Origin of the sequence: Desulfovibrio legallii, assembly GCF_900102485.1 — a bacterium.
GTDB classification, from domain to species: Bacteria; Desulfobacterota; Desulfovibrionia; order Desulfovibrionales; family Desulfovibrionaceae; genus Desulfovibrio; species Desulfovibrio legallii_A.
On the sequence record NZ_FNBX01000008.1, the window covers coordinates 75,035 to 98,328 of the forward strand.

General features: G+C 61.6%; 18 protein-coding genes and 1 tRNA gene. 9 read left to right on the plus strand and 10 right to left on the minus strand.

The window, feature by feature from the left end; translation table 11 throughout:
- Window positions 1-87: 87 nt before the first annotated feature.
- Window positions 88-1,278, minus strand: a complete 1,191-nt coding sequence (locus BLS55_RS06370; protein ID WP_092153525.1) for a pyridoxal phosphate-dependent aminotransferase — start codon at window positions 1,276-1,278, stop codon at window positions 88-90.
- Window positions 1,279-1,413: 135 nt separating this feature from the next.
- On the opposite strand from BLS55_RS06370, the gene BLS55_RS06375 reads away from it, so the two are divergent.
- Window positions 1,414-1,857, plus strand: a complete 444-nt coding sequence (locus BLS55_RS06375; protein WP_092153526.1) for a YbhB/YbcL family Raf kinase inhibitor-like protein — start codon at window positions 1,414-1,416, stop codon at window positions 1,855-1,857.
- Between the two features lie 69 nt (window positions 1,858-1,926).
- Window positions 1,927-3,183: a bifunctional nucleoside/nucleotide kinase/histidine phosphatase family protein gene (locus BLS55_RS06380; protein ID WP_092153527.1), complete on the plus strand. Its 1,257-nt coding sequence runs from the start codon at window positions 1,927-1,929 to the stop codon at window positions 3,181-3,183.
- A 384-nt stretch (window positions 3,184-3,567) separates the two neighbouring features.
- Here BLS55_RS06380 and sppA read toward each other — a convergent pair whose 3' ends face one another.
- The 5 genes from sppA to hisI all read right to left on the minus strand — a co-directional run bounded on the left by sppA (window position 3,568) and on the right by hisI (window position 8,446).
- Window positions 3,568-4,653, minus strand: a complete 1,086-nt coding sequence (gene sppA, locus BLS55_RS06385; protein ID WP_257243153.1) for a signal peptide peptidase SppA — start codon at window positions 4,651-4,653, stop codon at window positions 3,568-3,570.
- A 27-nt stretch (window positions 4,654-4,680) separates the two neighbouring features.
- Window positions 4,681-6,096, minus strand: a complete 1,416-nt coding sequence (locus tag BLS55_RS06390; RefSeq protein ID WP_092153528.1) for a phospholipase D-like domain-containing protein — start codon at window positions 6,094-6,096, stop codon at window positions 4,681-4,683.
- A gap of 196 nt (window positions 6,097-6,292) precedes the next feature.
- On the minus strand, window positions 6,293-7,090 hold the full coding sequence (locus BLS55_RS06395) for a YkgJ family cysteine cluster protein (protein ID WP_180365412.1): 798 nt from the start codon (window positions 7,088-7,090) through the stop codon (window positions 6,293-6,295).
- Window positions 7,091-7,155: 65 nt separating this feature from the next.
- Window positions 7,156-8,049, minus strand: coding sequence for an ATP phosphoribosyltransferase (gene hisG / locus BLS55_RS06400; protein ID WP_092153529.1), 894 nt, complete (start codon window positions 8,047-8,049; stop codon window positions 7,156-7,158).
- A gap of 10 nt (window positions 8,050-8,059) precedes the next feature.
- Window positions 8,060-8,446, minus strand: a complete 387-nt coding sequence (hisI, locus tag BLS55_RS06405; RefSeq protein ID WP_373886022.1) for a phosphoribosyl-AMP cyclohydrolase — start codon at window positions 8,444-8,446, stop codon at window positions 8,060-8,062.
- 176 nt (window positions 8,447-8,622) lie between these two features.
- On the opposite strand from hisI, the gene BLS55_RS06410 reads away from it, so the two are divergent.
- From BLS55_RS06410 to BLS55_RS06420, 3 genes are read left to right on the plus strand one after another with little or no spacing between them, the layout of a single operon-like run.
- Window positions 8,623-10,266, plus strand: coding sequence for a DEAD/DEAH box helicase (locus tag BLS55_RS06410; protein ID WP_092153531.1), 1,644 nt, complete (start codon window positions 8,623-8,625; stop codon window positions 10,264-10,266).
- Window positions 10,267-10,271: 5 nt separating this feature from the next.
- Complete coding sequence (locus BLS55_RS06415; RefSeq protein ID WP_257243154.1) at window positions 10,272-10,772, plus strand: hypothetical protein; 501 nt, start codon at window positions 10,272-10,274, stop codon at window positions 10,770-10,772.
- A gap of 27 nt (window positions 10,773-10,799) precedes the next feature.
- Window positions 10,800-11,720 (plus strand): bifunctional riboflavin kinase/FAD synthetase, encoded by a 921-nt coding sequence (locus BLS55_RS06420; RefSeq protein ID WP_092153532.1) that lies wholly within the window; start codon window positions 10,800-10,802, stop codon window positions 11,718-11,720.
- A gap of 255 nt (window positions 11,721-11,975) precedes the next feature.
- Here BLS55_RS06420 and BLS55_RS06425 read toward each other — a convergent pair whose 3' ends face one another.
- A complete protein-coding gene (locus BLS55_RS06425; RefSeq protein ID WP_092153584.1) occupies window positions 11,976-12,515 on the minus strand; it encodes a flavin reductase family protein in 540 nt (179 codons plus the stop codon).
- 356 nt (window positions 12,516-12,871) lie between these two features.
- A complete protein-coding gene (locus tag BLS55_RS06430) occupies window positions 12,872-14,512 on the minus strand; it encodes an L-lactate permease (protein WP_092153534.1) in 1,641 nt (546 codons plus the stop codon).
- A 453-nt stretch (window positions 14,513-14,965) separates the two neighbouring features.
- Here BLS55_RS06430 and BLS55_RS06435 point away from each other — a divergent pair, with 453 nt between their 5' ends.
- The 3 genes from BLS55_RS06435 to BLS55_RS06445 all read left to right on the plus strand — a co-directional run bounded on the left by BLS55_RS06435 (window position 14,966) and on the right by BLS55_RS06445 (window position 21,355).
- Window positions 14,966-17,161 carry a site-specific DNA-methyltransferase gene (locus BLS55_RS06435; protein ID WP_092153535.1) on the plus strand — a complete coding sequence of 732 codons (2,196 nt, stop codon included), beginning with the start codon at window positions 14,966-14,968 and terminating at the stop codon, window positions 17,159-17,161.
- Window positions 17,161-18,567 carry an ATP-binding protein gene (locus tag BLS55_RS06440; RefSeq protein WP_092153537.1) on the plus strand — a complete coding sequence of 469 codons (1,407 nt, stop codon included), beginning with the start codon at window positions 17,161-17,163 and terminating at the stop codon, window positions 18,565-18,567. The genes BLS55_RS06435 and BLS55_RS06440 overlap by 1 nt, the downstream gene beginning before the upstream one ends.
- Window positions 18,568-18,676: 109 nt before the next feature.
- A complete protein-coding gene (locus tag BLS55_RS06445) occupies window positions 18,677-21,355 on the plus strand; it encodes a DEAD/DEAH box helicase family protein (protein ID WP_092153539.1) in 2,679 nt (892 codons plus the stop codon).
- 27 nt (window positions 21,356-21,382) lie between these two features.
- Here the strand turns inward: BLS55_RS06445 and BLS55_RS11885 are convergent, their stop codons facing one another.
- Entirely contained in the window at window positions 21,383-21,661 is a 279-nt protein-coding gene (locus BLS55_RS11885) for a hypothetical protein (RefSeq protein ID WP_143339527.1), read from the minus strand.
- 261 nt (window positions 21,662-21,922) lie between these two features.
- A tRNA-Ser gene (locus BLS55_RS06450) sits at window positions 21,923-22,012 on the minus strand.
- 488 nt (window positions 22,013-22,500) lie between these two features.
- Between BLS55_RS06450 and BLS55_RS06455 the strand changes: the two genes are divergently transcribed.
- Entirely contained in the window at window positions 22,501-23,265 is a 765-nt protein-coding gene (locus BLS55_RS06455; RefSeq protein WP_092153541.1) for a tetratricopeptide repeat protein, read from the plus strand.
- Window positions 23,266-23,294 lie beyond the last annotated feature (29 nt).

The following is a 23,294-nucleotide window of genomic DNA, read 5'->3' on the forward strand; positions in this document are numbered from 1 at the left end:
GCGCAAGCGCAATGCATTTGCACTGTTGCGCGCCGAAACGGGCGTGTCGCAAACTTTGAGCAGGCCTGTTCTCAAAGGGAATCCGCCCTAGCCGATTTTTGCCCGCGCGCGGGCAAAACCTTCCGCCGCGTTGCGGATGACGCCCTCGTCCACACAGAAGGCCAGGCGGAAATACCCAGGGCAGCCGAAGCCCGAACCGGGCACGGCCAGGATGCGTTCCTCCACCAGCGCGTTGACAAAGGCCACGTCGTCGCCGCCCGGCGCTTTGGGGAAGAAGTAAAAGGCCCCGGCGGGCATCAGGTACTCGTAGCCCGCCTCCGTCAGCACCTGGGCCATGGCCTGCCGACGCGCGGCGTACACGGCCAGATCCACCTGGCTGTCCAGGGCGGCGGCCATGAGGTGCTGGCCCACCACCGGCGGGTTGACAAAGCCCAGAATGCGGTTGGTGAGGGTGAGCCCGGCCATGAGCTCCGCCGCCTCAGGCAGCCGGGGCGACAGGGCGGCGTAGCCCACGCGCTCCCCCGGCAGGGAAAGGCACTTGGAAAACGAGCTCACCACCACCGCATAGGGATAGAGCGGCAGCACCGAGGGCACCTCCACCCCGTCGTAAGCCAAAAAGCGGTACGGTTCGTCGGCCACCAGCCAGATGGGGCGGCCGTATTCCTGGCTCTTGTTTTCCAGCAGCTCGGCCAGGGCCGTGAGATCCTTGCGGCTGTAAACCACCCCGGTGGGGTTGTTGGGCGAATTAATGAGCACCACGCGGGTTTTGGCGCTGATGGCGGCTTCCAGGGCTTCCAGGTCGGGGGCGAAGGTGTCCTTTTTGCTCATGACGGCCCGCAGCGTGCCGCCGTGGTTGGCCACATAAAAGCCGTATTCCACAAAATAGGGGGCAAAGGCCAGCATTTCCTCGCCGGGGTCAAGCACGGCGCGCAAAAAGGCGTTGAGCACGCCGGCCGCGCCGCAGCCCAGGATGACCTGATCGGCCTTGAGCGGCACGCCCTGCTCCTTGCTCAGGTGCGCAGCCAGCTTTTCCCGCGCCCAGCCAAACCCGCCGTTGGGCATATAGCCGAAGGCAAAAGGCTCGCCCGCATGGGCGGCAAAGGCGCGCAAGCCCAGCGCCACGGCGGGCGGCGCGGGCAGATCGGGATTGCCCAGGCTGAAATCGTACACTTTGTCCTCGCCATAGCGGGCCTTCAACTGCCCCCCGGCCTCAAACATGCGCCGGATCCAGGAGGCGTGGTCCAGATACCCCGCCACGCTGTGGGAAAGAATGGACATAACATGACTCCCCATGGTTGTTGTGTTTGGCATGGCTATTGGTTATGCTTCCAAACGCCGCATAAAGCAATTCTCTTTTTGTCGACGCGGCTCGCCGCCCCTGCGCGGCGGACGCAAACCCATGGTGGAGGCCCCATGCGTTTTAAACGGTTCCGCAACTGCCTGCGCGCTCTGCTGCCAGCCCTGTGCGCCGCCCTGCTTCTGCCCGCCTGCGCGGCCAAAGACGATGACGCCCAGGAAGCCCCCCACGACATGAGCATTGCCGTTAACCTGCGCGACGTGCACCGCTGCTCCCGCATCTCGCCCGAAATACAGGTGACCAACACGCCCCCGGATGCCGACTATTACGACGTGCGGCTGGTGGAATACACGGGCGACGCCCAGGAGCTCTTCCTCGGCGGCGGCAGCTGGGATAACGACGGCTCCGGCCTGATCCCCGAAGGCGGCCTTACCCGCCACTACCGCGGCCCCTGCCCGCCTGCGGGCAGCCCGCGCGACTACGCCTTTGTGGTCTCGGCCATGCACCGGGGCAATATGCAGCCCCTCTCCGTCCGGCTCTACCGCTTTACCCAGGAGTAACGCAAGACCCAGGGCCCCGCGGAGGGGCCGCCGCCCGCCGCCACCGCCGCTCCGGGCCGCGGAGAACGCATGCAGAAGCTCTATGTGGCTATGGTGGGCCTGCCCGCGCGGGGCAAATCCACCCTGGCCCGACGCATCCGCGACGGGCTCGCCGCCGAAGGCATCCGCGCCCGCCTCTTCAACAACGGCGACGTGCGCCGCGCCCGCCTGGGCGCGGCCTCCACCGATCCGGACTTCTATAACCCCCACAACACCTATGGCCGCCAGGCCCGCGAACAGATCTGCCGCCACAACATGGAGCTGGCCCGCCAGTGGCTCGCCCCCGAAGGCGGCAACGGCGACGTGGCCATCCTGGACGCCACCAACGTCAGCCGCGCCCGCCGCCGACTTATGGAAGGCACCCTCACCGATCACCCTTTGCTGTTTGTCGAATGCCTCAATGAGGATCAGGAACTGCTGCGCGCCTGCATCCGCCGCAAAACCGCCCTGCCCGAATACGCAGGCTATGCCGAAGAAGCCGCCCTGGAAAACTTCCAGAAACGCATCAGCTACTACGAAAACATCTACGAGCCCCTGCGCCACGAAAAATTCTGGCTGCGCGTGGATTCCACCGCCAACCGCATCCTGGCCGAACACCCCCGCGAAGGCTGCGCCTACTACCCCGCCATCCGCGAAATCGTGGTCAGCGTCTGGGTCCACTGCCTCTACCTGGTCCGCCACGGCCAGACGGAATTCAACCTCCAGGGCCGCATCGGCGGCGACCCGCCCCTGACCGAACACGGCCGCGCCCAGGCCGCCGCCCTGGCAGAACACCTGCGCGACCGCCCCATCGACTGGGTCTTTACCTCCACCCGTCTGCGCTCCCACCAGACCGCCGCCCCCCTCCTGGCCCAGCGCCCCCATACCCACGTCATGGCCTTCCGCGAATTTGACGAAATCTGGGCCGGAGATTGCGAAGGCCTGCGCTACGCGGAAATCCGCCAGCGCATGCCCCAGGTGGCCAGCGCCCGCAACGCCGATAAATACGGCTTCGCCTACCCCAAAGGCGAAAGCTACGCCATGCTCCGCGAGCGCGTCCAGCGCGGCCTGCGCCGCGCCCTCTTCCTCGCCGGGGATACCCCCCTGGTCATCGTGGGGCACCAGGCCATCAACCGCGTGCTCCTCGCCCTCTTCCTCCGCCAGCGCCAAGAAGACATCCCCTATATCTATGTGCCCCAGGACCAGTACTACCACATCTCCCTCACCCCCCGCCGCAAGGTCTTTGAACGCCTGCCCTATACCACAGGCAGAAGCGGCGGCGAGAGGACTTTTGCGGGGGAAGAATAGCGCACTTTTGTGGGGGGAAGGGGGAACTTTTCTCTCCTCAGGCAAGGTGCCGGGCGGACCCCGGACGGACGCTTTTGCGGCCTTGCGATGTATTCCCGCCGGCCCGCTCTTTCCCCGGCCGTTGCACCGGGCATCCCTTGCCAGAATTGCGGCGCAGCCCTTCCCGTGGGGCCGAGCGCGGCATACAAGGGCGCGGCGGCCTTGCGGACACGGCGTCAGCGGCCCCTTTCCGGCCGGGTCTGGACCTAGAGCAGATTACCTTTGAGAATCTGCCTTTAAGGCACGCTCGTTTCGGCGCTTAACAGCACAGATAAATTGCGCTTACGCCTCCACAGCGGCGTCTCTGCTCACGCAGCCGCCAGGGCATTTCAAGGTTGAAATGCCCTAAAACTGGTACAGAAATGCGGGCGCGGCGCTCTCCGTCAGCCCGGCCAGGCCGTTCACATCCAGACCAAGCCAGGTTTTGAGCGTGCGGGAAAGCCAGGAACGACCCTCCGGCGGGGAAAGCAGGGGCCGCTGCGCAGGCACGCCGCATTCCCTGGCCAGCCATTCCAGGGCGTCCTGACGATCGCCCAAGGCATCCACAAGCCCCAGCGCCAACGCTTCGCGGCCGGTGTAGATCTTGCCGTTGGCCAGCTCCGCAGCCTTGTCCGGCGACATGCGGCGGCCCTGAGCCACAATGCCCACAAACTGGCGGTGCATATCCTCCAGCACGGCGGCGAAATAGCGGCGCTGCTCCGGGGTCAGAGGCCGCAGATAGGAACCGGCGTCCTTATAAGGGGCCGTGGTCAGGGTTTCCTGCCCCAGGCCCAGCTTCTGCAACAGGCCCTGGACCTGCGGGATGTCCATGCGCACGCCGATGGAACCGGTGACGGTGGACGGATTGGCAAACACGCGACGGCCCGCCATGCTGACCATAAGCCCGCCAGAGGCCGCCAGAGAGCCCATGCTCACGGCCACGGGCTTCTTTTCGGCCAAGCGGGCCAGGGCCGTATAGATTTCCTGCGAGGCCGCCGCGCCGCCGCCGGGCGAATCCACCCGCACCAGCACGCCCTTGACGTTAGGGTTGCGCTCCAGCTTGCGCACCCAGTCCAGAGTGGGTTCAGCGCTGAGAATGGGGCCGCGCACGTTGACCAGCGCCAGCCGGTCGTGCCCGCCCAGCCCGCCTTCCGGAAAAAAGGCGTACAACAGGGCCGCCAGCAATACCGCAAGCCCGCCCCAGAACACAAAAGGATGCCGCCGCCGGAAAGGCGGACGCAGCAGACCGCGCCAGACCGAAGCCGGAATGCGGGCCAGGGGACAGCCCGCGGCGCAGGCTTCTGCGCCAGGGGCGGCAGGCGCGCCGTGCGGGGCCGGGCCTGCGGCGGCCGCCTCAGGGCCGGAAGGGGTCATGGTCAAAGGGGCGTCGTCCGGAATCGGTGCGGCCGATTCCGGGGGCAGTGCGGACGTGGGGGCGTGTGTGCCGCTCATGGGCAAACCCTTGCGCGTAAGGCGCGGTTACAGGTAGGGGGAAAAAATCCAGCAGGCGGCGTTGCGCAGCCGCACAGGCAGGGAAAGCCCGCGCAGACGGGCAAGGGTGATCTCCGTGCCGCGGGCCAGCGCCGCATCAATATGCGCGGCAATGGCGTCGTGCGCCTTGGGGTCAAAAATTTCCATATTAAGTTCAAAATTGAGGCGCAGGCTGCGGGCGTCCCAGTTGGAGGAGCCGATCTGACTGTAATAGCCGTCCACGGCCAGCAGTTTGGTGTGGGCAAAGGGCGGCGGCTGGTGCCAGACGCGCACCCCGGCCTCCAGCAGGGTGGGCAGCAGGCGGAAGGTGGCCCAATGGACATAGAACAGATTGCTTTTGGCGGGCAGCACCACCCGCACGTCCACCCCGCGCTGCCCGGCGGAGCGCAGAGCCGCCACCAGGCCGTGCGAAGGCAGAAAATAGGGCGTCATGATCCGCACGCTGCGCCGGGCAGCGTTGATGACCCCGCAGAAGATGTCGCTCAAAGGGTCTTCGTCGGAACCGGGGCCGTCCATGATGATGCGGCAGCGGCTCGCGCCCCTGGCCTCTGTGCTGGGGGGCGGCAAGGGCGAATACTGGCCGGTGCTGAAGCCCCAGTCCAGCAGAAAGGCCCGGCGCAACTGGTCCACAATGGGGCCCTCGCAACGAAAATGCACGTCCTGCACCCGGTTGCGCCCGCGGGCGGCCAGATTTTCGTCCGCAATGTTCATCCCCCCGGTAAAGCCCGTCTGGTCGCAGACCAGCAGTTTCCGGTGGTTGCGCAGGTTGATGCTCAGGTTGGGGGGCACAAGGCGCGGCGGCAGAAACACGGCCACGCGCACGCCGCGGCGGGCCAGCTTTTTCCACGGGCGGCGCAGGGAATACAACTGGCCCACGCCGTCCACCAGCAGCCGCACGTCCACCCCGCGCGCGGCCGCGGCGGCCAGCGCCTCGCAAAAGGCCACGGCCGTCAGGCCCGCATTAAAAATATAGGTGGAAAGGTAAACCCGCTCCTGCGCCGCATTGATGGCCTGGAGCATGGCGGGGTAGGCTTCGTCGCCGTTGTGCAGAGGGGAAATGGCGTCACCCACGCTGAGATGCTGCGCCGTGAGCACGCGGCCAATATGCTCCATGCGGGCGATGTTTTCCGGCACATGGCCGGGCGGCGCGCTGGGCAAAGGCGGATGGGCGTAGTCCGGCTCCAGCGGAGCCTGCCGCCGCATGATGCGCGTAGCCCGGCTCTCGGCCCGGCTGATGCCGAACGAGGCGTACAGCAACGGCCCCACCAGGGGCAGAAGCAAGGCCGTGACCGTCCAGCCCAGAGCCGCACGCGGATCGTGCTTGGTGAGCAACGCGTGGCCTACGGCCACCCAGGAAAGGGCGTGCGCAACCACAATGGCAAGATATTCCAACACATCCCACATGACGCCAACTCGGCCTGCCGCAGGCGGAAGGGGGGCTAAGGCCCCGTGCGGCAACCCCCAGTAAAACAGAAAACGCCGCTGAAGGCCAGCCGGGCATACCGGGCGAAGGGGGGAAAGGACGGGAGCAAAAGGCGTTTGCGGGGGAAGGGGACTTTTGTGGACAAAAGTCCCCTTCCCCCCACACAAAATCTCTCCCCTACTTTTGCGGTTCCGCCTTGGCGAGGCCCTGGCTTTGGCCGAAGATGATCAGCTCCATCCAGTCCAGGGCGAAGTCAAGGGCGGCCACATCGCCTTCGAGGCTGTCCTGCATGACGGCTTCGCGGCGGGCGGGGTCTATTTCCACGCGGGAGAAGATGCGCATGCGCTCGATGAGCTCGCGGAATTTGTCCAGCTGGTAGAGGCAGAGCACGGCCATGGTGGTCATGCGGGATTCCAGGGGTTTGCCGGTGGCGCGCACCATGGCCATAAGGCGCATGTAGCGGTCGTTGGCGGCGTTGTAGGGGGTGAGGCCCTGGTTTTCAAGCCATTGGGCGGCGGTGCGGTCCGTGCCCTGGTCAAAACCGTGGCAATGGGGTTCGCGCACCACAAAAAAGCGCTCGGCCACGCCGTCTTCGGCCATTTTTGTGCCGCGCCCCAGAGGGTAGAAGCGGCAGGCGCCGGGGCGGTTGTCGTAGACAGAGCAGCCCACGGGGCTCACAAAGGGGCAGGGCTCGCCAGGGCCTTCCAGCATGCGCAGCAGGGGCAAAGGGAAGCCCGTATCCGGAAAGGTGCGCATGCGGGTGAAGGTATTGAGGAAGTCTTCGCTGCCCAGGCCCAGGTGGCGGCGCATGCGGAGCACGTCGTAAGGGGTCAGGGGCAGGGTCAGCTCCGCACAGCAGCGGTTAAAACAGGGCACTTCCGGGTTGCAGTCAAAGCAGAAGGTCGCGCCGGGGGCCAGTTCGGGCAGGTTTTCCAGAAACTCGCGGCTGGCGTCGTCGTCGGAAGACATGGTCATGGGGGCTCCTTGCGGTGCGCAGCGCCGCCGGATGGGTTGGCCGCGCCGGACGCGGCAAGGGGGCGTCAGATCACCTTGTTGAGGCCGTATTCGATGATGCCCTCGGCTCCGGCCTGGCGCAGGCGGGGGATGAGGTCGCGCACCACGTCGATCTGGACCACGGTTTCCACAGAGAGCCAGCGCGTGTCGCGCAGGGGGGCCACGGTGGGGGAATTGAGGGAGGGCAGCATCTCCAGGATGGCGTCCAGGTTGGCGGCCGGGGCGTTCATCTTGAGGGCCACGAGGTTTTCGGCCCGCAGGGCCCCCTGCAGGAGCAGGTTGAGCTGCTCCACCTTGGCGCGTTTGCGCGGGTCTTTCCAGGCCTCTTTGTTGACGATGAGCACGGGATAGGAGCGCATGACCTCGTCGATGATGCGCAGGCCGTGGGCGCGGATGGTGGTGCCGGTTTCGGTAACTTCCACGATGCCGTCGGCCAGGCCTTCCACCACCTTGGCCTCGGTAGCGCCCCAGGAGTAGAAGACGTCCACCGCCACGCCCGCTTTGGCGAAGTAGCGGCGGGTAAGGCCCTCCACCTCGGTGGCGATGCGTTTGCCCGCCAGATCCTGCGGGGTCTGGTAGGGCGAATCGCCGGCCACGGCCAGCACCCAACGGCAGGGGCGGTTGGAGGTTTTGGAGTAGACAAGATCGGCCACGCGCACCACCTTGTCTTCATGCTCGCGCTCCACCAGCCAGTCCAGGCCGGTGATGCCCGCGTCCAGCACGCCGGCGGCCACATAGCTGCCGATTTCCTGCACGCGGCAGAGCGAGGCGCTGATTTCGGGGTCGTTGATGTCCGGAAAATAGTTGCGCGTATGCTTGCGGATTTTCCAGCCCGCGCGTTCAAAAAGGTTGATGGTGGCTTCTTCCAGCGAACCCTTGGGCACGCCGAGCTTGATGATGGGGGTGGTTTCCGCGCTCATGGGCTTTTCCTTATCCGCCGTAAACTATTTTGGGGTCAAAGACCTGCGGGGCGCATTCGTGCAGGCGGCCGTCCTTCCATTCACGGTAAAAGCAGGAGCGCCGGCCCGTATGGCAGGCCGCCCCGCCCTGCTGCTCCACCAGAAGGAGTACCGTGTCATTGTCGCAATCCAGCCGCAGGGCGCGCACTTTTTGCACATTGCCGGAGGTGCCGCCCTTGTGCCAGATTTCCCGGCGGCTGCGGCTCCAGTAGTGGGCTTCACCCGTCTCCAGGGTTTTGCGCCAGGCGTCTTCATTCATATAGGCCAGCATGAGCACCTCGCCGCTTTGGCAATCCTGGGCGATGGCGGGCACCAGGCCCTTGCTGAAGTCGGGGGCAAAATCCGCGGCAGGCGGCATCTGGGGCATGGGGCGTTCTCCTTGGGCGTCGCTTCGATGCAAAACGCTTTAATATAGCGGCTGCAACCGCAATGCGCAAGGGGTTGCGGCAGGCCTTGCGCGCCACGCCGGACTGTGGCACATTGCTGTGTTAACAAAAACTCCAGAATAAGGCGGACTCGCCGCCGGGAACATACATGTCCGAACACCATGACACTTTGAACGCAGAGCAGCAAACCACACCGGCGGAACAGCCCGCAACAGCCCCCAACCAGCCGTCGCCCCTGGAAAATATGGAAGGCATTGCCGTCAGCGAGCCGGAGGACGCCCTGCCCGGCGTCACGCTGGAAGATCTGCCCGAATCCGTGCGCGGGGCCTGCACCCGCGCTGGCTGGCAAAGCCTGATGCCCGTGCAGTCTCTGGCCCTGCCCTATCTGCTGGAAGGGCGGGACATCATGGTCCAGTCCCGCACGGGCAGCGGCAAAACGGGCTGCTACCTGCTGCCCATGCTGCCCCGCCTTGCGCCGGAGCTCAAGGCCCCGCAGGCCCTGGTGCTGACCCCTACCAGGGAGCTGGCCGTGCAGGTGGAGCGCGAGGCCGCCACCATTTTTGCAGGCACGGGCATCCTTACCGCCGCGGTTTACGGCGGCGTGGGCTACAAAAAGCAGATGGACGCCCTGCGCGAGGGCGCGCAGCTTATCGTGGGCACGCCCGGCCGCGTGCTGGATCACCTGCTGCGCCGCACGCTGGACCTGGAATCCCTGCGGGAGCTGGTTTTTGACGAGGCCGACCGCATGCTTTCCATCGGCTTTTACCCGGACATGAAAGAAATCCAGCGCTACCTGCCCCGGCGGCGCATCCACACCTGCCTGTTCTCGGCCACCTATCCGCCGCACGTGCTCAAGCTGGCGGAGGAATTCATGGCCGCCCCGGCCATGCTCTCCCTTTCGCAGAAGGAAGTGCACGTGGCGGCGGTGCAGCATTTGTTCTGCCAGGTCAAGCCCATGGATAAGGACCGCGCCCTGGTGCGCCTGCTGGAAACGGAAAACCCCGCTTCGGCCATTATTTTTTGCAATACCAAGGCCAACGTGCACTATGTGACCGGCGTGCTGCAAGGCTTCGGCTACAATGCCGACGAGCTTTCGGCCGACCTGACCCAGGCCCGGCGCGAAGAAGTGCTGGAAAAAATCCGCCAGGGCCGCCTGCAGTATCTGGTGGCCACGGACGTGGCCGCGCGCGGCATTGACATCCCCCAACTCTCCCACGTTTTTCTTTTTGAGCCGCCCGAAGACCATGAAAGCTACATCCACCGCGCGGGGCGCACGGGCCGCGCGGGCGCGGCGGGCACGGTCATCTCTCTGGTGGACGTCATGCAGCGCATGGAGCTGGACCGCATCGCCAAGCACTACAAAATCGCCCTCATGGAGCTGCCCCTGCCCACGGACGACGACGTGGCGCGGGTGGCCGGCACGCGCCTCACGGCCATCCTTGAGGCCCGCTTCCGCACGCTGACGGGCCTGGAGCGCATGCGCGTGGCCCGCTACGCCCCCCTGGCCCACGAGCTGGCCACCCAGAACGACGAAGAAGACAACGTGCTGCTGCTGGCCATGCTGCTGGACGCCTGCCACCAGGAAAGCCTGCACGAAAACCGCTTTCCCGATCAGAGCGCCCCGGCGCGCTCCCGCCAGCGGCCCCGCGCGCCCAAGGGCCCGCACCGCCACGAGGAGGCCGCCGCGCCCGCCGAAGAAGGCGAAGCCGCCGCCCCGCGCACGGGCCGCCGCCGCAAACGTTCTTCCCGCCGCCGCAAGGCGGGCGAAGCCCCCAACCCGGAAACTGCCTAAAATCCATGACCGCCGCAGACGTCGCCCCCAGCCCTGCCATCGCCTTTGTGGCCGCCGCGCCCGCGGAAGCGGTGCGCACGGCCCTGGACAACTTCGCGGCCCTGCTGGCGGACGCCGACTTCACGGTGGAGCTGCAGCTGCTCCGCGTGGGGCGGCTGCAGTTTCTGCGCCGCCGTCAGATGCTCTTTGAGCTGCGCGCCCTGTATATGGCCCTGTGGCGCTTGGCCCTGGGCCGCTCCTTCCCGCAGGATGCGGACGCCATGTTCGTCCAGTTTCAGCGCGAGTACCGCCAGAACCGCAAGGACCGCCAGTGCGCCCCCCTGCTGACCCGCGCCAGCGAATACTGGGGCATGCTGGAGCCCCGGGGCGATGCGGACTTCAGCCCCGTGGCCCGGCACCTGTGCTCCTTTACCCGACAGGACGAAAAACAGGCCAGGAACATGACCCTCAAGCTGGTGCTGCACATCCGCCAGCGCTACAACTTCATATTCGCCCGGCTGATCTGAGCCGGCCACGTTTCGGAAGCCGCAGGCATGAACATCGCACACTCCGTGGTATCTCTTGGCGCGCCCGCCGGCGCGGGCGTCACCATCGGCAACTTCGACGGTCTGCACCTGGGGCACCAGGCTCTTATCCGCAGAACCCTGGCGGTCTGCAGGGAAGACGGCCTCACCCCCGTGGTGCTGACCTTCTGGCCCCACCCCCGCCTGGTGCTCTTTCCCGACCAGGGGCATATGCCCCTCTGCACCCGCCAGGACCGCCTGGACCGCCTGGCGGCCCTGGGCGTGCCGCAGGTGCTGGAACTGCCCTTTGACCGCGACCTGGCCGCCCTGGACGCGGAAACGTTCGTCCGCCGCTGCCTGCTGCCCCTGCATCTGCGCCGCCTGGTGGTGGGCTACGATTTTTCCCTGGGCCGCAACCGCTGCGGGCATGTGGAGGAGCTGCGCCGCCTGGGCGCGGCCGAAGGCTTCAGCGTAGAGCAGCTCGCCCCCGTGGTGGTGGACGGCACGGTGGTGAGCTCCACTGTCCTGCGCAGGCTCATCGGCCGGGGCGACGTGCGCGAGGCCGCCGCGCTGCTGGGCCGCTGCTACGGCTTCAGCGGCCCCGTGGTCCACGGCGACGGCCGCGGCCGGGGCCTGGGCTTCCCCACGGCCAACATCCGCTACCCGCAGGTGGCGCTGCCCGCCAGGGGCGTCTACGCCACCCGCGTGACCCTGGAAGGCCGCGCCTGGCCCTCGGTAACCAATGTGGGCCACAAACCCACCTTCGGCCGCAACGAGCTGAGCGTGGAAGCCTTCCTGCTGGAAGACTGCCCCGATCTCTACGGCCGCACCCTGCGCCTGGATTTTGTGGACCGCCTGCGCGACGAACGCCGCTTCGCCGACGTGGAGGATCTTAAAACCCAGATCAACGCCGACGTGGCCGCCGCCCGCCGGATTCTGGAGACCGCGTAGCCTCCCCCACGCCGCGAGGGGGCCCGGAAATGCGCGCCGTTGCGGGCGCGGCCGCCGGGCGTCGTGGCCCAACGGCCGCCGCGAGCAACGGCAGCGGTCCTTGCCCTGCAAGGGCATTGCAACCTTGAAATGCCCTTGCGGCTGCGTGCGCAGACGCCCGCTGTGGAGGCGCAAGCGCAATTTATTTGCGCTGTTACGCGCCGAAACGAGCGTATCTTAAACTTTGAGAATGCATATTCTCAAAGTTAATCTGCTCTACTTGAGCAGGTAGGCACTGACGATTTCACCGTAGTAGGCGATGTGCGCATCCCGGTTGGCGCCCACATTGCTGCTGTCCACATCCTGCGGGTAGCAGGCGTCTTTGAGCTTGGGGGTCAGGGCGGCGAGGTCCTGCTGCTGGCGGTAGACCACCCTGCATTCCAGGGTCAGCGGAAATTCCCTGACGGCCGGCACGGAAACGACTTCGGGTTCCACCAGGGTCAACCCGGCCGCCTGCACCTTGTCCAGATTCCTTCCGCTCTTGCCGCCGCAGACCCCGATGATCTTCTTATCATACGCGCCCACCGGCACATTGACGGTGAACTCCGGATTTTTGTCCAGCATTTCCCTGGTATAGCGGTGCTCGCGCACAAAGGCGATAAAGACGGGCGTCTGCCACTCGATGCCCAGGGTTCCCCAGCCTATGACCATGCTGTTGACTTTGTCTCCGGCCTTGGTCGTGAGCAGCACGCCCTTGGGCAGGGCCGCGAAAAGCTCTTTGGCGCAATCAAAAGGGGCAAGTTTTGTTCTTTCCATCGTAATCACCATCTTCCTGTGTTGAGAGAAAAACTGAGTCCGGCGGTCAGAATACTCTGTTTCCCCGGCGCAGCCAAGCGCGCCGCGGGGGCGGTCCGCGCGGCCTCCGTCTTCTCCCCTGCGGCGGCTTCCCTTTTGCCTTCCGCCCTCTTCGGCGCGGGCGGCGGCCACGGCAATGCCCCGGCCCCAGCGGCAGCAAAAAGCCGGAAAGGGGCGTGGATAAGAGGCAAGCATCAGGCGCAGCGCTCCATCAGGGCCGCAGCCATGAAGGACGAGCCCCGGCCGCAAAAAGGACGGGACCGCAAAAAGGCCGCCCCGAAGGGCGGCCTTGTCATGGCAGTAAGTCAAATGGTCGGCTACGGCAGCATCCAGTGCAGCACGCCGGCCTGGAGATAGGTGAGCACGCAGATGAAGGCCGTCATGGCCAGGCTGTGGCCCAGGGTGAAGCGGAAGAGGTTGCCCTCGTTGCCCACCAGGCCCGTGGCCGCGGTGGCCACGCTGATGGACTGAGGCGAAATCATCTTGCCGGTAACGCCGCCGGAGGAGTTGGCGGCCACGGCCAGGTAGGGGTCCATGCCCACCACTTCAGCCGTGGAGCGCTGCATGCCGCAGAACAGGGCGTTGGACGAGGTGTCCGACCCGGTAAGGAACACGCCCAGCCAGCCGAGCAGGGGCGAGAAGAGCGGGAAGAGCGGCCCGGTCAGGGTAAAGGCGATGCCCAGGGTGGAGCTCATGCCCGAGTAGTTCATGAGGTAGGCCAGGCCCAGGATGGTGGCGATGGTCAGGATGGGGAAACGCAGCTGGTAAATGGTGCGGAAGAAGCAGCCCACGGCCTTGCCGAAGCTGTAGCCCTTCATGAGAGGCACGGAAAGGAAGCCGGCAATAAGAATGGCCGTGCCGCCAGCGGAGAGCCAGTTCAGGGCAAACACGGCGGGATAGTTGGGGTTCTTGCCGGCGGCCAAAATGGGGGCAGCCTTGTTGACCATGCCGTCAAGGCCAGGCCAGGAGAACTTGATCACCGCGCCGGGCACGGCGTTGAGCATGGCCTTGAACTGCGGCAGGCCCCAGAAGAAGACCATGAGAGCCAGGATAATGTAGGGCAGCCAGGCGCGCAGCACCACGCCGAAGCTGGGGGCCTCGCCCGTGATAGGCGTTTCCTTTTCGCCTTCAAAGCGGAAGATGCGGGCGGGCTTCCACACGCGCAGCAGCAGCACCATGGCCACGATGGTGATGATGGCGGACATGATGTCGGGGAGGGTCGGGCCGTGGAAGTTGGAGAAGGCGAACTGGGAAGCGGCAAAGCTCACGCCGGCCACCAGAATGGCGGGCAGCACTTCCATGGCGCGCTTAAAGCCGCACATGACCACGCACAGCCACAAGGGCACGATAATGGAGAGGAAGGGCAGCTGACGGCCCACGATGGCGCTCACATGCAGATCGCTCAGACCGGCGACCTGCGCGCCCACGATAACCGGGATGCCGATGGCCCCGAAGGCCACGGGCGCGGTGTTGGCAATCAGACAGATGCCGGCGGCGTAGAGGGGCCTGAAGCCCAGACCGGCCAGCATGGCGGCGGTGATGGCCACGGGCGTGCCGAAGCCGGCGGTGCCTTCAAGGAAGGAACCGAAGGCAAAGGCGATGAAAATGGCCTGGAGGCGGCGGTCGTCGGTGAGCCGGGCCAGCGATTCTTTGATGAACTCAAATTCGCCGGATTCCACGGTCATGTTGTACACCCACACCGCCGTGACGACGATCCAGATGATGGGGAAGAGGCCGAAGGCCACGCCATACGTCAGCGCGCCCACAGCAGTGCCGAAAGGCATGCCCCACACGGCCACGGCCAGAATGAAGGAAAGGGCCACCGCCACCAGGGCGGCATAATGCCCTTTGGCCCGGCGTACGGCCAGCATGTAGAACAGACTGAACAGCGGGATGGCTGCCAGCAGGGCGGAGACCACCGCTCCGCCTACAGGATCGTAAACTTGCGTCCATGCCATAATAAGACCCTCATACAAAAATGATGTTGCTGGTGGGCATGCCGGAAGGGCGGGCACAGAACGCCCGTGCGCCCCGGCGTCCGGCCACGCCCCCGTGACCAGAGCAGGCGCCGTCAAAGCTGCGCGCATCCGCTTGGATTTACCCGAAAATCCATTTCCAACTGGCCGAAATACAGAGAAAAAACTCTAACTGCATTCGTCATCAGGCAGGGCGGAATCCACTCTCGGTTGTGCTTATCGTGTTCTACGCTGAAAAACAACGGGGCTAGGCCCGACGGCAGAAAAAAAACGAATTTTTTTTGGGGGGGGACAAGACGGCGGCGCGTTTTAGGGCGTTGCAACGTTGCAAGGCGCTGGCGCCTCCTTCCTTGTTTTTCGCCTGCCGCTACTGTACCTTATAGGGGCATTGATACTGAAACCACAAGAATCCGCTGAATATTTTGGAGCACCGTTATGCCACGCCTCACCCCCCAGGAGCAACAGGAAATCATTCGCTACATTGAGGCAGACAAACCCTTGCCGGAAAAGTACCGCTTTCTGCTTTTTGACGACAAACGCGAGGTGGAACTTGTCTGGAACGGCAAGACCAATGAAGTATGCAATGTTGTGCTGCCTTTTCAGACTATTGAGCAGGTGGACGAACCGCGTGCGGAAAAGTTCGTCAGCCAGTGGGATGGGTACAAGAGTAGTCTTTTTAATGTTGATTCGCGGGGCCGCCAGCTCAAGGGCTGGACGAACAAACTGATCTGGGGCGACAACAAGCTCATTCTCTCGTCACTGAAAAGCGGCCCCATGCGCGAAGCCATAGAAGCCCAAGGCGGCTTGAAACTGATTTACATTGATCCGCCCTTTGACGTGGGTGCGGATTTTTCCATGGATATTGAGGTTGGCGAAGAGACCTTCACCAAGAAGCCGAACATATTAGAAGAAATTGCGTATAGGGACACATGGGGCCGTGGGGCGGATTCGTTTATCAGCATGATTTATGAACGCCTTGTGCTGATGCGGGACTTGCTGGCGGAAGACGGCAGTATTTATGTGCATTGTGATTGGAGAGTCAGCGGCTATATGCGCCTCGCCTTAGATGAAGTTTTCGGGAAAGAACTATTTTTGAATGAAATAATATGGTGCTATAAAGAACGAGAAAGAAAATTAAACTTTTACAACCCCAAGCATGATACAATTTTCTTTTACGCAAAATCAAATAGCAAGTTGCGCACTTTTAATTGGGAAAAGGGTGCAACTGAATATTCCGACATTACAAGAGAAAAATTTAAGTTTGATGATAATGATGGCAAAGGGCCATATCAAATTCGTGGGCGCAACCTCCAAGGGAGCCCCATACAGGCTGCTGACGGGCTACGACATGAACATGAGGCAAGGTATCCTGGGTTAACCTATAGAGACTACCTTAACGACAGAATTGGTGTTGCGCCGCGTGACTGGTGGGATATTCCAATTATCAATAAAGCCTCAGACGAGCGCGTTTACTACCCCACGCAAAAGCCGGTTGCATTGATAGAGCAAGTAATAAATGTGTCTTCCAAGAAAGGCGACCTCGTGGCCGACTTCTTTTGCGGTTCCGGCACCACCGCCGCCGTGGCTGAAAAGCTCGGCCGCAAATGGATTGCCACCGACCTGGGCAAATTCGCCATCCACACCACCCGCAAACGCATGATCGGCGTGCAACGCCAGCTTAAGGCCGAAGGCAAGGACTACCGCGCCTTTGAAATCCTCAACCTCGGCCGATATGAGCGCCAGCACTATGTCGGCGTGAACCAGGACTTGCGCGAAGAGCAGAAGCAGCAACAACTTGCCGCCAAGGAAGCCGCTTTTCTTGAACTTATTCTCAACGCCTATCGTGCGGAAGCCGTGGAAGGCTTTACCACTTTCCATGGCAAGCGTAACGGGCGCATGGTGGTTATCGGCCCGGTGAACATGCCGGTCACGCGCCTGTTTGTGGAAGAAGTCATTCTGGAGTGTCGCAAAAAGCACATTACCAAAGTCGATATTCTTGGCTTTGAGTTTGAAATGGGCCTGTTCCCCAACGTGCTGGACGAAGCGCGGGGCAAGGGTATTGATATTGCGCCCAAGTATATTCCGGCGGAAGTTTTCGACAAACGGGCCGTGGAAAAGAACCAGGTTGTTTTTCATGATGTTTCCTTCATCGAAGTCAAGCCGCTGCATAAAAAGAACAGTGTGGCCGTAAAGCTCACGGACTTTTCCGTGTTCTACTCGCAGGATTCCATCTCCAACGCCGAAACCACCCTCAAGAACAAGGCCAACAAGGTGGTGGTGGAAAAAGGGCAGATTGTCAAAGTCAGCAAGGACAAGGACGGTATTGTCAGCCGTGAGGTGCTGACCCAAAAGTGGACGGACTGGATTGATTATTGGTCGGTTGACTTCAATTTTGAGAGCAAGCGCGAAATCATCCGCCAAAAGAACCCGGATACCGGCGAGATGGAAGAAAGCTGGACGGGCGACTATATTTTTGAAAACGAATGGCAGAGCTTCCGCACCAAAAAGAACAGAAGCCTTGAATTACAAAGTGTTTTCCACGAATATCCCACTGGCGCCTACAAGATTGCCGTCAAAGTGGTGGATATTTTCGGCAACGACACCATGACCATCATTGAAGTGAGAATTTAATGCTTTTGGCACAAGATATAGACCGCATCATTGCCGCGCCCAGAGAGCACGAACGGCTTGAGTTCAAGGAAGCCAAACAACAATATGACACGGAAACACTGTTCAAATATTGCGTCGCCTTGAGCAACGAGGGCGGCGGTCTGCTGCTGCTTGGCATAACGGACAAGCAACCCCGCAAGGTTGTGGGAACTGCCGCCTTCCCCAACCCCGACAAAATCAAAAGCCGGATTTTCTCCAAACTCAAATTCCGCGTGGAAGTGGAAGAGGTTACGCATCCGGATGGTCGTGTGCTGGCCTTCAATATCCCACCCCGCCCGGCGGGAACGGCTTTTACCTATGAAGGCGCATACCTCATGCGCGTGGGCGAAAGCCTTATGCCCATGTCCGAGGACATGCTGCGGCGCATCTTTGTCGAAGGGAATCCGGACTTTTTGCTGCGTTACGCACGCGCTGGAGCAAGCGCGGAAGATGTGGTCATGCTGCTTGATACCCAGAGCTACTTTGACCTGATGCAGCTCCCGTACCCGGCAACGCGGGATGCGGCTCTGGCCCGTCTGGCGCAAGAACAATTGATTGTGGAGGCCGAAGGACTCTGGAACATCACCAACCTTGGCGCTCTACTGTTCGCCAAAGACCTTCGCCAGTTCGGGCAGTTAAGCCGCAAAGCCCCCAGGGTGGTTGTCTACAAGGGAGCCAACAAACTGGAAACTGTGCGTGAGCAAATCGGGGCCAAGGGTTACGCTGCCGGTTTTGAAGGGCTTGTCGGCTACATCAACAGCCAGCTACCCGCCAACGAAGTAATCGGGCAGGCTCTACGCACTGAAACCAGAATGTACCCGGAAATAGCCATTCGTGAGTTGGTGGCCAACGCTCTTGTGCATCAGGACTTGGAAGATTTCGGTTCTTTCGTGATGCTCGAAATCTATTGTGACCGGATTGAGATAACCAATCCCGGCACGCCCCTGATCCCCACCGACAGGTTCATTGACGAATACAAATCGCGCAACGAGCGCCTGACCGACCTCATGCGCCGCTTTCGCATCTGCGAAGAAAAAAGTAGCGGCATCGACAAAGTTGTGGCTTTTGCCGAGGCATGGCAGCTTCCCGCACCGGATTTTCGTACCGGCGAACAACATACCAGCGTAGTTCTTTTCGCCCATAAGAGCTTTGACGACATGGATCGCAAAGAACGGGTGCGGGCCTGCTACCAGCACGCCTGCCTGCTTTATGTGAGCAATCAGAAAATGACCAACCAGAGCCTGCGCGAACGGTTCAAGCTGGCGGAAAGCAAGGCGGAGGCAATATCGCGCATCATTTCTGACGCTGTGAATGACGGCAAGATCAAACTTGACGACCCTGAAAATCGTTCAAGACGCTATGCCAAATACATACCTTTTTGGGGTTGATCTCATTTGTTCGCAAAACAGAACGTGGAGCCCCAATTGAAAAACATCCTGTAAAGACAACGAATTCCCATTTAGACACAAATCGAAACTCCATTTTTGAGGTTATGCCGTGGCTCTGCATCCTGATTTCCCCGATTCCCCCTACGCCATCCTTGACCCCGCTGTGCGCTGGTTCCCTGCTGATGAAGCCCTGCGTGACACCAGTATGGAAAAACTTATGCCACCCCTTGTGGCGGCTTTACGCCGTAAGGTAAAGGAGTTTCGGGATTCCGGCTATGTTGGCGCGACCGATACCAGCAGAAGCCTTTTGAACTGGTGGTTCAAGGAACCGCATCTTATGCCGCAGGCTGACGGCACCATGACCGAGTTCCAGTATTTCTTTGCCCAACGTGAAGCCCTGGAAACAATCGTCTACCTGTATGACGTTGTGGGAGCGCGGGACAAATACGACCTGATGCGCTTTGACAGCGCGGGGCATGTGTCCGCCAGCATGTTTGATGAGAGCTGGTTGCGTCTGGTCATCAAAATGGCCACCGGCAGCGGCAAAACCAAGGTCATGAGCTTGGCTTTGGCCTGGAGCTACTTCCACAAAATGTATGAGCCGGATTCCGAGCTTGCCCGCAACTTTTTGGTTATCGCCCCAAACATCATCGTTCTGGATAGAATCTACAAAGACTTTCAAGGATTGCGCATTTTCTTTGACGATCCCGTCTTGCCGGACAATGGCTATGACGGGCGTAACTGGCGCGATGATTTCCAGCTTACCCTGCACAAGCAGGATGAGGTGCGCGTTTCACACTTCACGGGCAATATCTTTTTGACCAACATCCACCGCGTTTATGCCGGGGAAGACATCCCGCCTTCTCCGGACGATGAAAACACGATGGATTACTTTCTCGGCAAGCGCCCAGCCGGCGCGACGACAGATTCAAAAGTGGACTTGGGCATGATTGTCCGGGACATTGACGAACTGATGATTCTCAATGACGAGGCACATCACATTCATGATTCTTCCTTGGCCTGGTTCAAGTCCATTGAAGATATCCACAACCGCCTGCTGCAAAAAGGCGGGGCTTTGAGCCTGCAAGTGGACGTTACCGCCACCCCGAAGCATAACAAAGGTGCTATTTTTGTGCAAACAGTGGCGGATTATCCGCTGGTCGAAGCCATCTTCCAGAATGTCGTAAAACATCCGGTGTTGCCGGATGCTCCCAGCCGCGCCAAGTTGGTGGAACGGCAAAGCGCCAAATACACGGAAAAGTATGCCGATTATATCGACCTTGGGGTTATTGAATGGCGTAAGGCTTATGAAGAGCACCAAAAGCTCGGCAAAAAGGCTGTGCTGTTTGTTATGACAGATGATACGCGCAACTGCGATGACGTGGCCGAATACCTGGAGGCCCACTACCCGGATTTGAAAGACGCCGTTCTTGTCATCCATACCAAAAACAACGGTGAACTCTCCGAGGCGGCCTCCGGCAAGGCCAAAGAAGAGCTTGAGCGCTTGCGCAAGCAATCCAATGAAATTGACGACGGCAGCAGCCCCTATAAGGCCATTGTATCCGTCCTAATGCTGAAAGAAGGCTGGGACGTGCGCAACGTGACCACCATTGTCGGCCTGCGGGCCTATTCCTCCAAGAGCAACATTTTGCCGGAACAGACCCTGGGGCGCGGCCTGCGAAAAATGTATCGCGGCGGCATTGAAGAATATGTCAGTGTCGTCGGCACGGATGCGTTCATGGAGTTTGTCGAGTCCATCCAGGCCGAAGGCGTGGAACTGGAGCGCAAGGCCATGGGTGAAGACACAAAGCCAAAAACGCCTATGGTTGTTGAGGTGGATAACGAAAACACCCAAAAGGATATTGGCGCACTGGATATCGAAATTCCGGTCATGACGCCGCGTGTGTATAGGGAATATAAAAATCTCGCCGATCTGGACGTGGCGGCGCTGCCGCACAAAAAAGTCGCATACCGACATTTTTCCGAAGAAGAGCAGCGGGAGATAGTCTTCAAAGACATCACCACCGGAGAAGTGGCGCACACAACGATTCTGGACACCGCAGGCATAGCCGACTACCGCAGCGTTCTCGGCTACTTTGCCCAAACGATTATGAAGGAACTGCGCCTGTTCAGCGGGTATGACGTTCTCTACGGCAAGGTGAAGCAGTTTGTGCGGGATGAACTGTTCACGCAGGAAGTAGACCTGAACAGCCCCAACACCCTGCGCAACCTCTCCGAGCTTGAGGCCGCCAAAACCATCGTTGACACCATAAAAAAGGCCATTAACAGCTTGACGGTGAAAGACAAGGGGGATGCGGAAATTAGAGATTCTATCAAGTTACGGAAAACCCGCCCCTTTATGGTGAAAGATCAGGCCAGCCTGATACCGCAAAAAAGTATTTTCAGCCGCATTGTAGGCGACAGCCATTTTGAGCTGGTGTTCGCCAGTTTCCTGGAAAAATGCCCGGATATTATTTCCTACGCCAAAAACTACTTCGCCGTGAACTTCAAGCTGGATTACGTCAACGCTGACGGCGACATATCCAATTACTACCCGGACTTCATTGTTAAACTTCCGGGTAACAAAGTCGTCATAGTGGAAACCAAGGGGCAGGAAGACCTTGACGTGCCGCTCAAGATGGAGCGCCTGCGCCAGTGGTGCGAAGATATCAACAAAGTACAGTCTGGCAGTCAATTCGATTTTGTTTTTGCGGACCAGGAGAGTTTTGAAAAGTATCAGCCTAAAAATTTTCAGGACTTGTTGAAGGGGTTTATGGGGTACAAGTGAGGTAGGTCGTCAAATTCGGAAGCCAGGTTAAGCGGCATTCGGCAGCGTTGCGTCCAGCAGGCAGCGCCTGACAAACGTAGCCGGAGCTAGGTAGCCGAGTGCTGTCTGTAGTCTTTGCCGATTGTAAAAAATCTCAATATACTTCGCTACATCTATTATAATGGCTTCAGCTGGCAAGCCGTAGATTTGCGATGCACTAACGCATTTTTCAACAAGTCCCAGAAGCTCTTCATGGGGCCATTGTTGTAACAATATCTTGATTCCGTCAAGATATCCCCGGCGTTGCCGTGTGAGCATGTAGGTCATGTCACTCACCTGGCGCAACTGTTCTGCGTCATTTTGGTGGACAGCCAGGACTTCGCCTCCGGCGAGCCGCCTTGTCTGATGGGACCGCGTCGCGTTTGACCCAGGCGTAGTATCCACCGACAGACGCTCGCAAAATCAAGTAAATAAGCCGGGCAGGATATTTGTCGCAAAATGTTGACTGCGGCATATCGCACAGCAGCTCCTTGGCAAAGTACCCCGCAGCTTTTTTAACATATCGCGCTCCATATGCAGTAAGGCGTTTGGCGGAGGGAGAGGGATTCGAACCCCCGTGGGGCGCAAACCCCAAATGGTTTTCAAGACCACCGCGATCAACCGCTCTGCCATCCCTCCGCCCGAGGAGCGGGCCCCGGTCGCTGCCGACCTGCGGGGCGGCGACAGTATACGCGGAACCGACGCAAGATTCAAACAAAAACCGCCAAGCGCGGCGCGCAATCCGGCATCCGCGCGGGACAGCACCACGCTGACGGGGGGCTCGTTACGGCCGGCACTGCCGCCCCACGCAAGCGCGCCCGCACCTGCCTCCCCATCTACGTCACGCAGGGACCATGCGATGCTTGCCGCCCCACGCAAGCGCGCCCGCACCTGCCTCCTTCCCCCGTCCGCGAAGGTGGCATCGCGCTCATGCCAAAGGACGTTCCAGTGGCGGCCCCGAACATGGCGCACCCGCCCTGCCCGCCGCCTGGTTCGTCCGCCGCCGGATGGCCCGCACGCCGCGTTTGTTGCCGCGCCCGGCCGGAGCGGGCTTGCCTCTTTCAGACGCAGGTTGTAGGCTGCCTTGCAGGCAAACCGGCCGCAGTCGTCGGCTTTCAGGAGGTTGTATGGCCAGTGCAAAGAGCGAAAAGGGCGGAAGCGACGCCCAGGCAAAAACGCCGGGCGACGCCGCGACCGGCGCGATGTCCGGCGCAGGCCAGGGGGAAGCCGCGGCCCCCCAGGCGCAGAGCCGCGCGCAGCACGGCGTGCCGCCCAAACGCGCCGTAAGCCCCTTGGTCTTCGGCCTGGCCGTGGCCCTGGCCCTGGTGCTGGGCCTCTACGTCGGTTCGCTCGCGCCTTCCCTGTTCGCGCCCGCGTCGGATTCCGGCCCCCGGCCGCAGGCCCAGGCGGAAGCGCCCGCCCCGGCCGCTCCCGCCGCAACGCCCTCTGCCGCGCAGGAAAGTCAGCCCCCCATGCCGCCGGAACTGGCCGCCAAAATTGCGGAGCTGGAAAAAACCGTGCTGGCCGCCCCCAACGACGCCGTCGCCTGGACCAGCCTGGGCAACCTCTATTTTGACACTGGCCAGGCCCGCAAGGCCGCGGCCGCCTACGAGCGCTCCCTGGCCCTGGCCCCGGACAACCCCGACGTGCTCACCGACCTCGGCATCATGCACAGGGAACTGGGGGAATTTGAAAAAGCCGTAGCCGACTTCCGCCGCGCCTCCACCGTCAACCCGCGCCACGAAAACGCCATGTTCAACGAAGGCGTGGTCCTCTACTACGACCTCAAGCGCAAGGAGGACGCCATCAAAGCCTGGCAGCGTCTGCTGGCGGTCAACCCCGCGGCCCGCGCCCCTGACGGCAAGGCGGTGGCCGACCTCATCCGGCAATAGGCCGCCTTCGCGGCAGAGACACAGGCGGA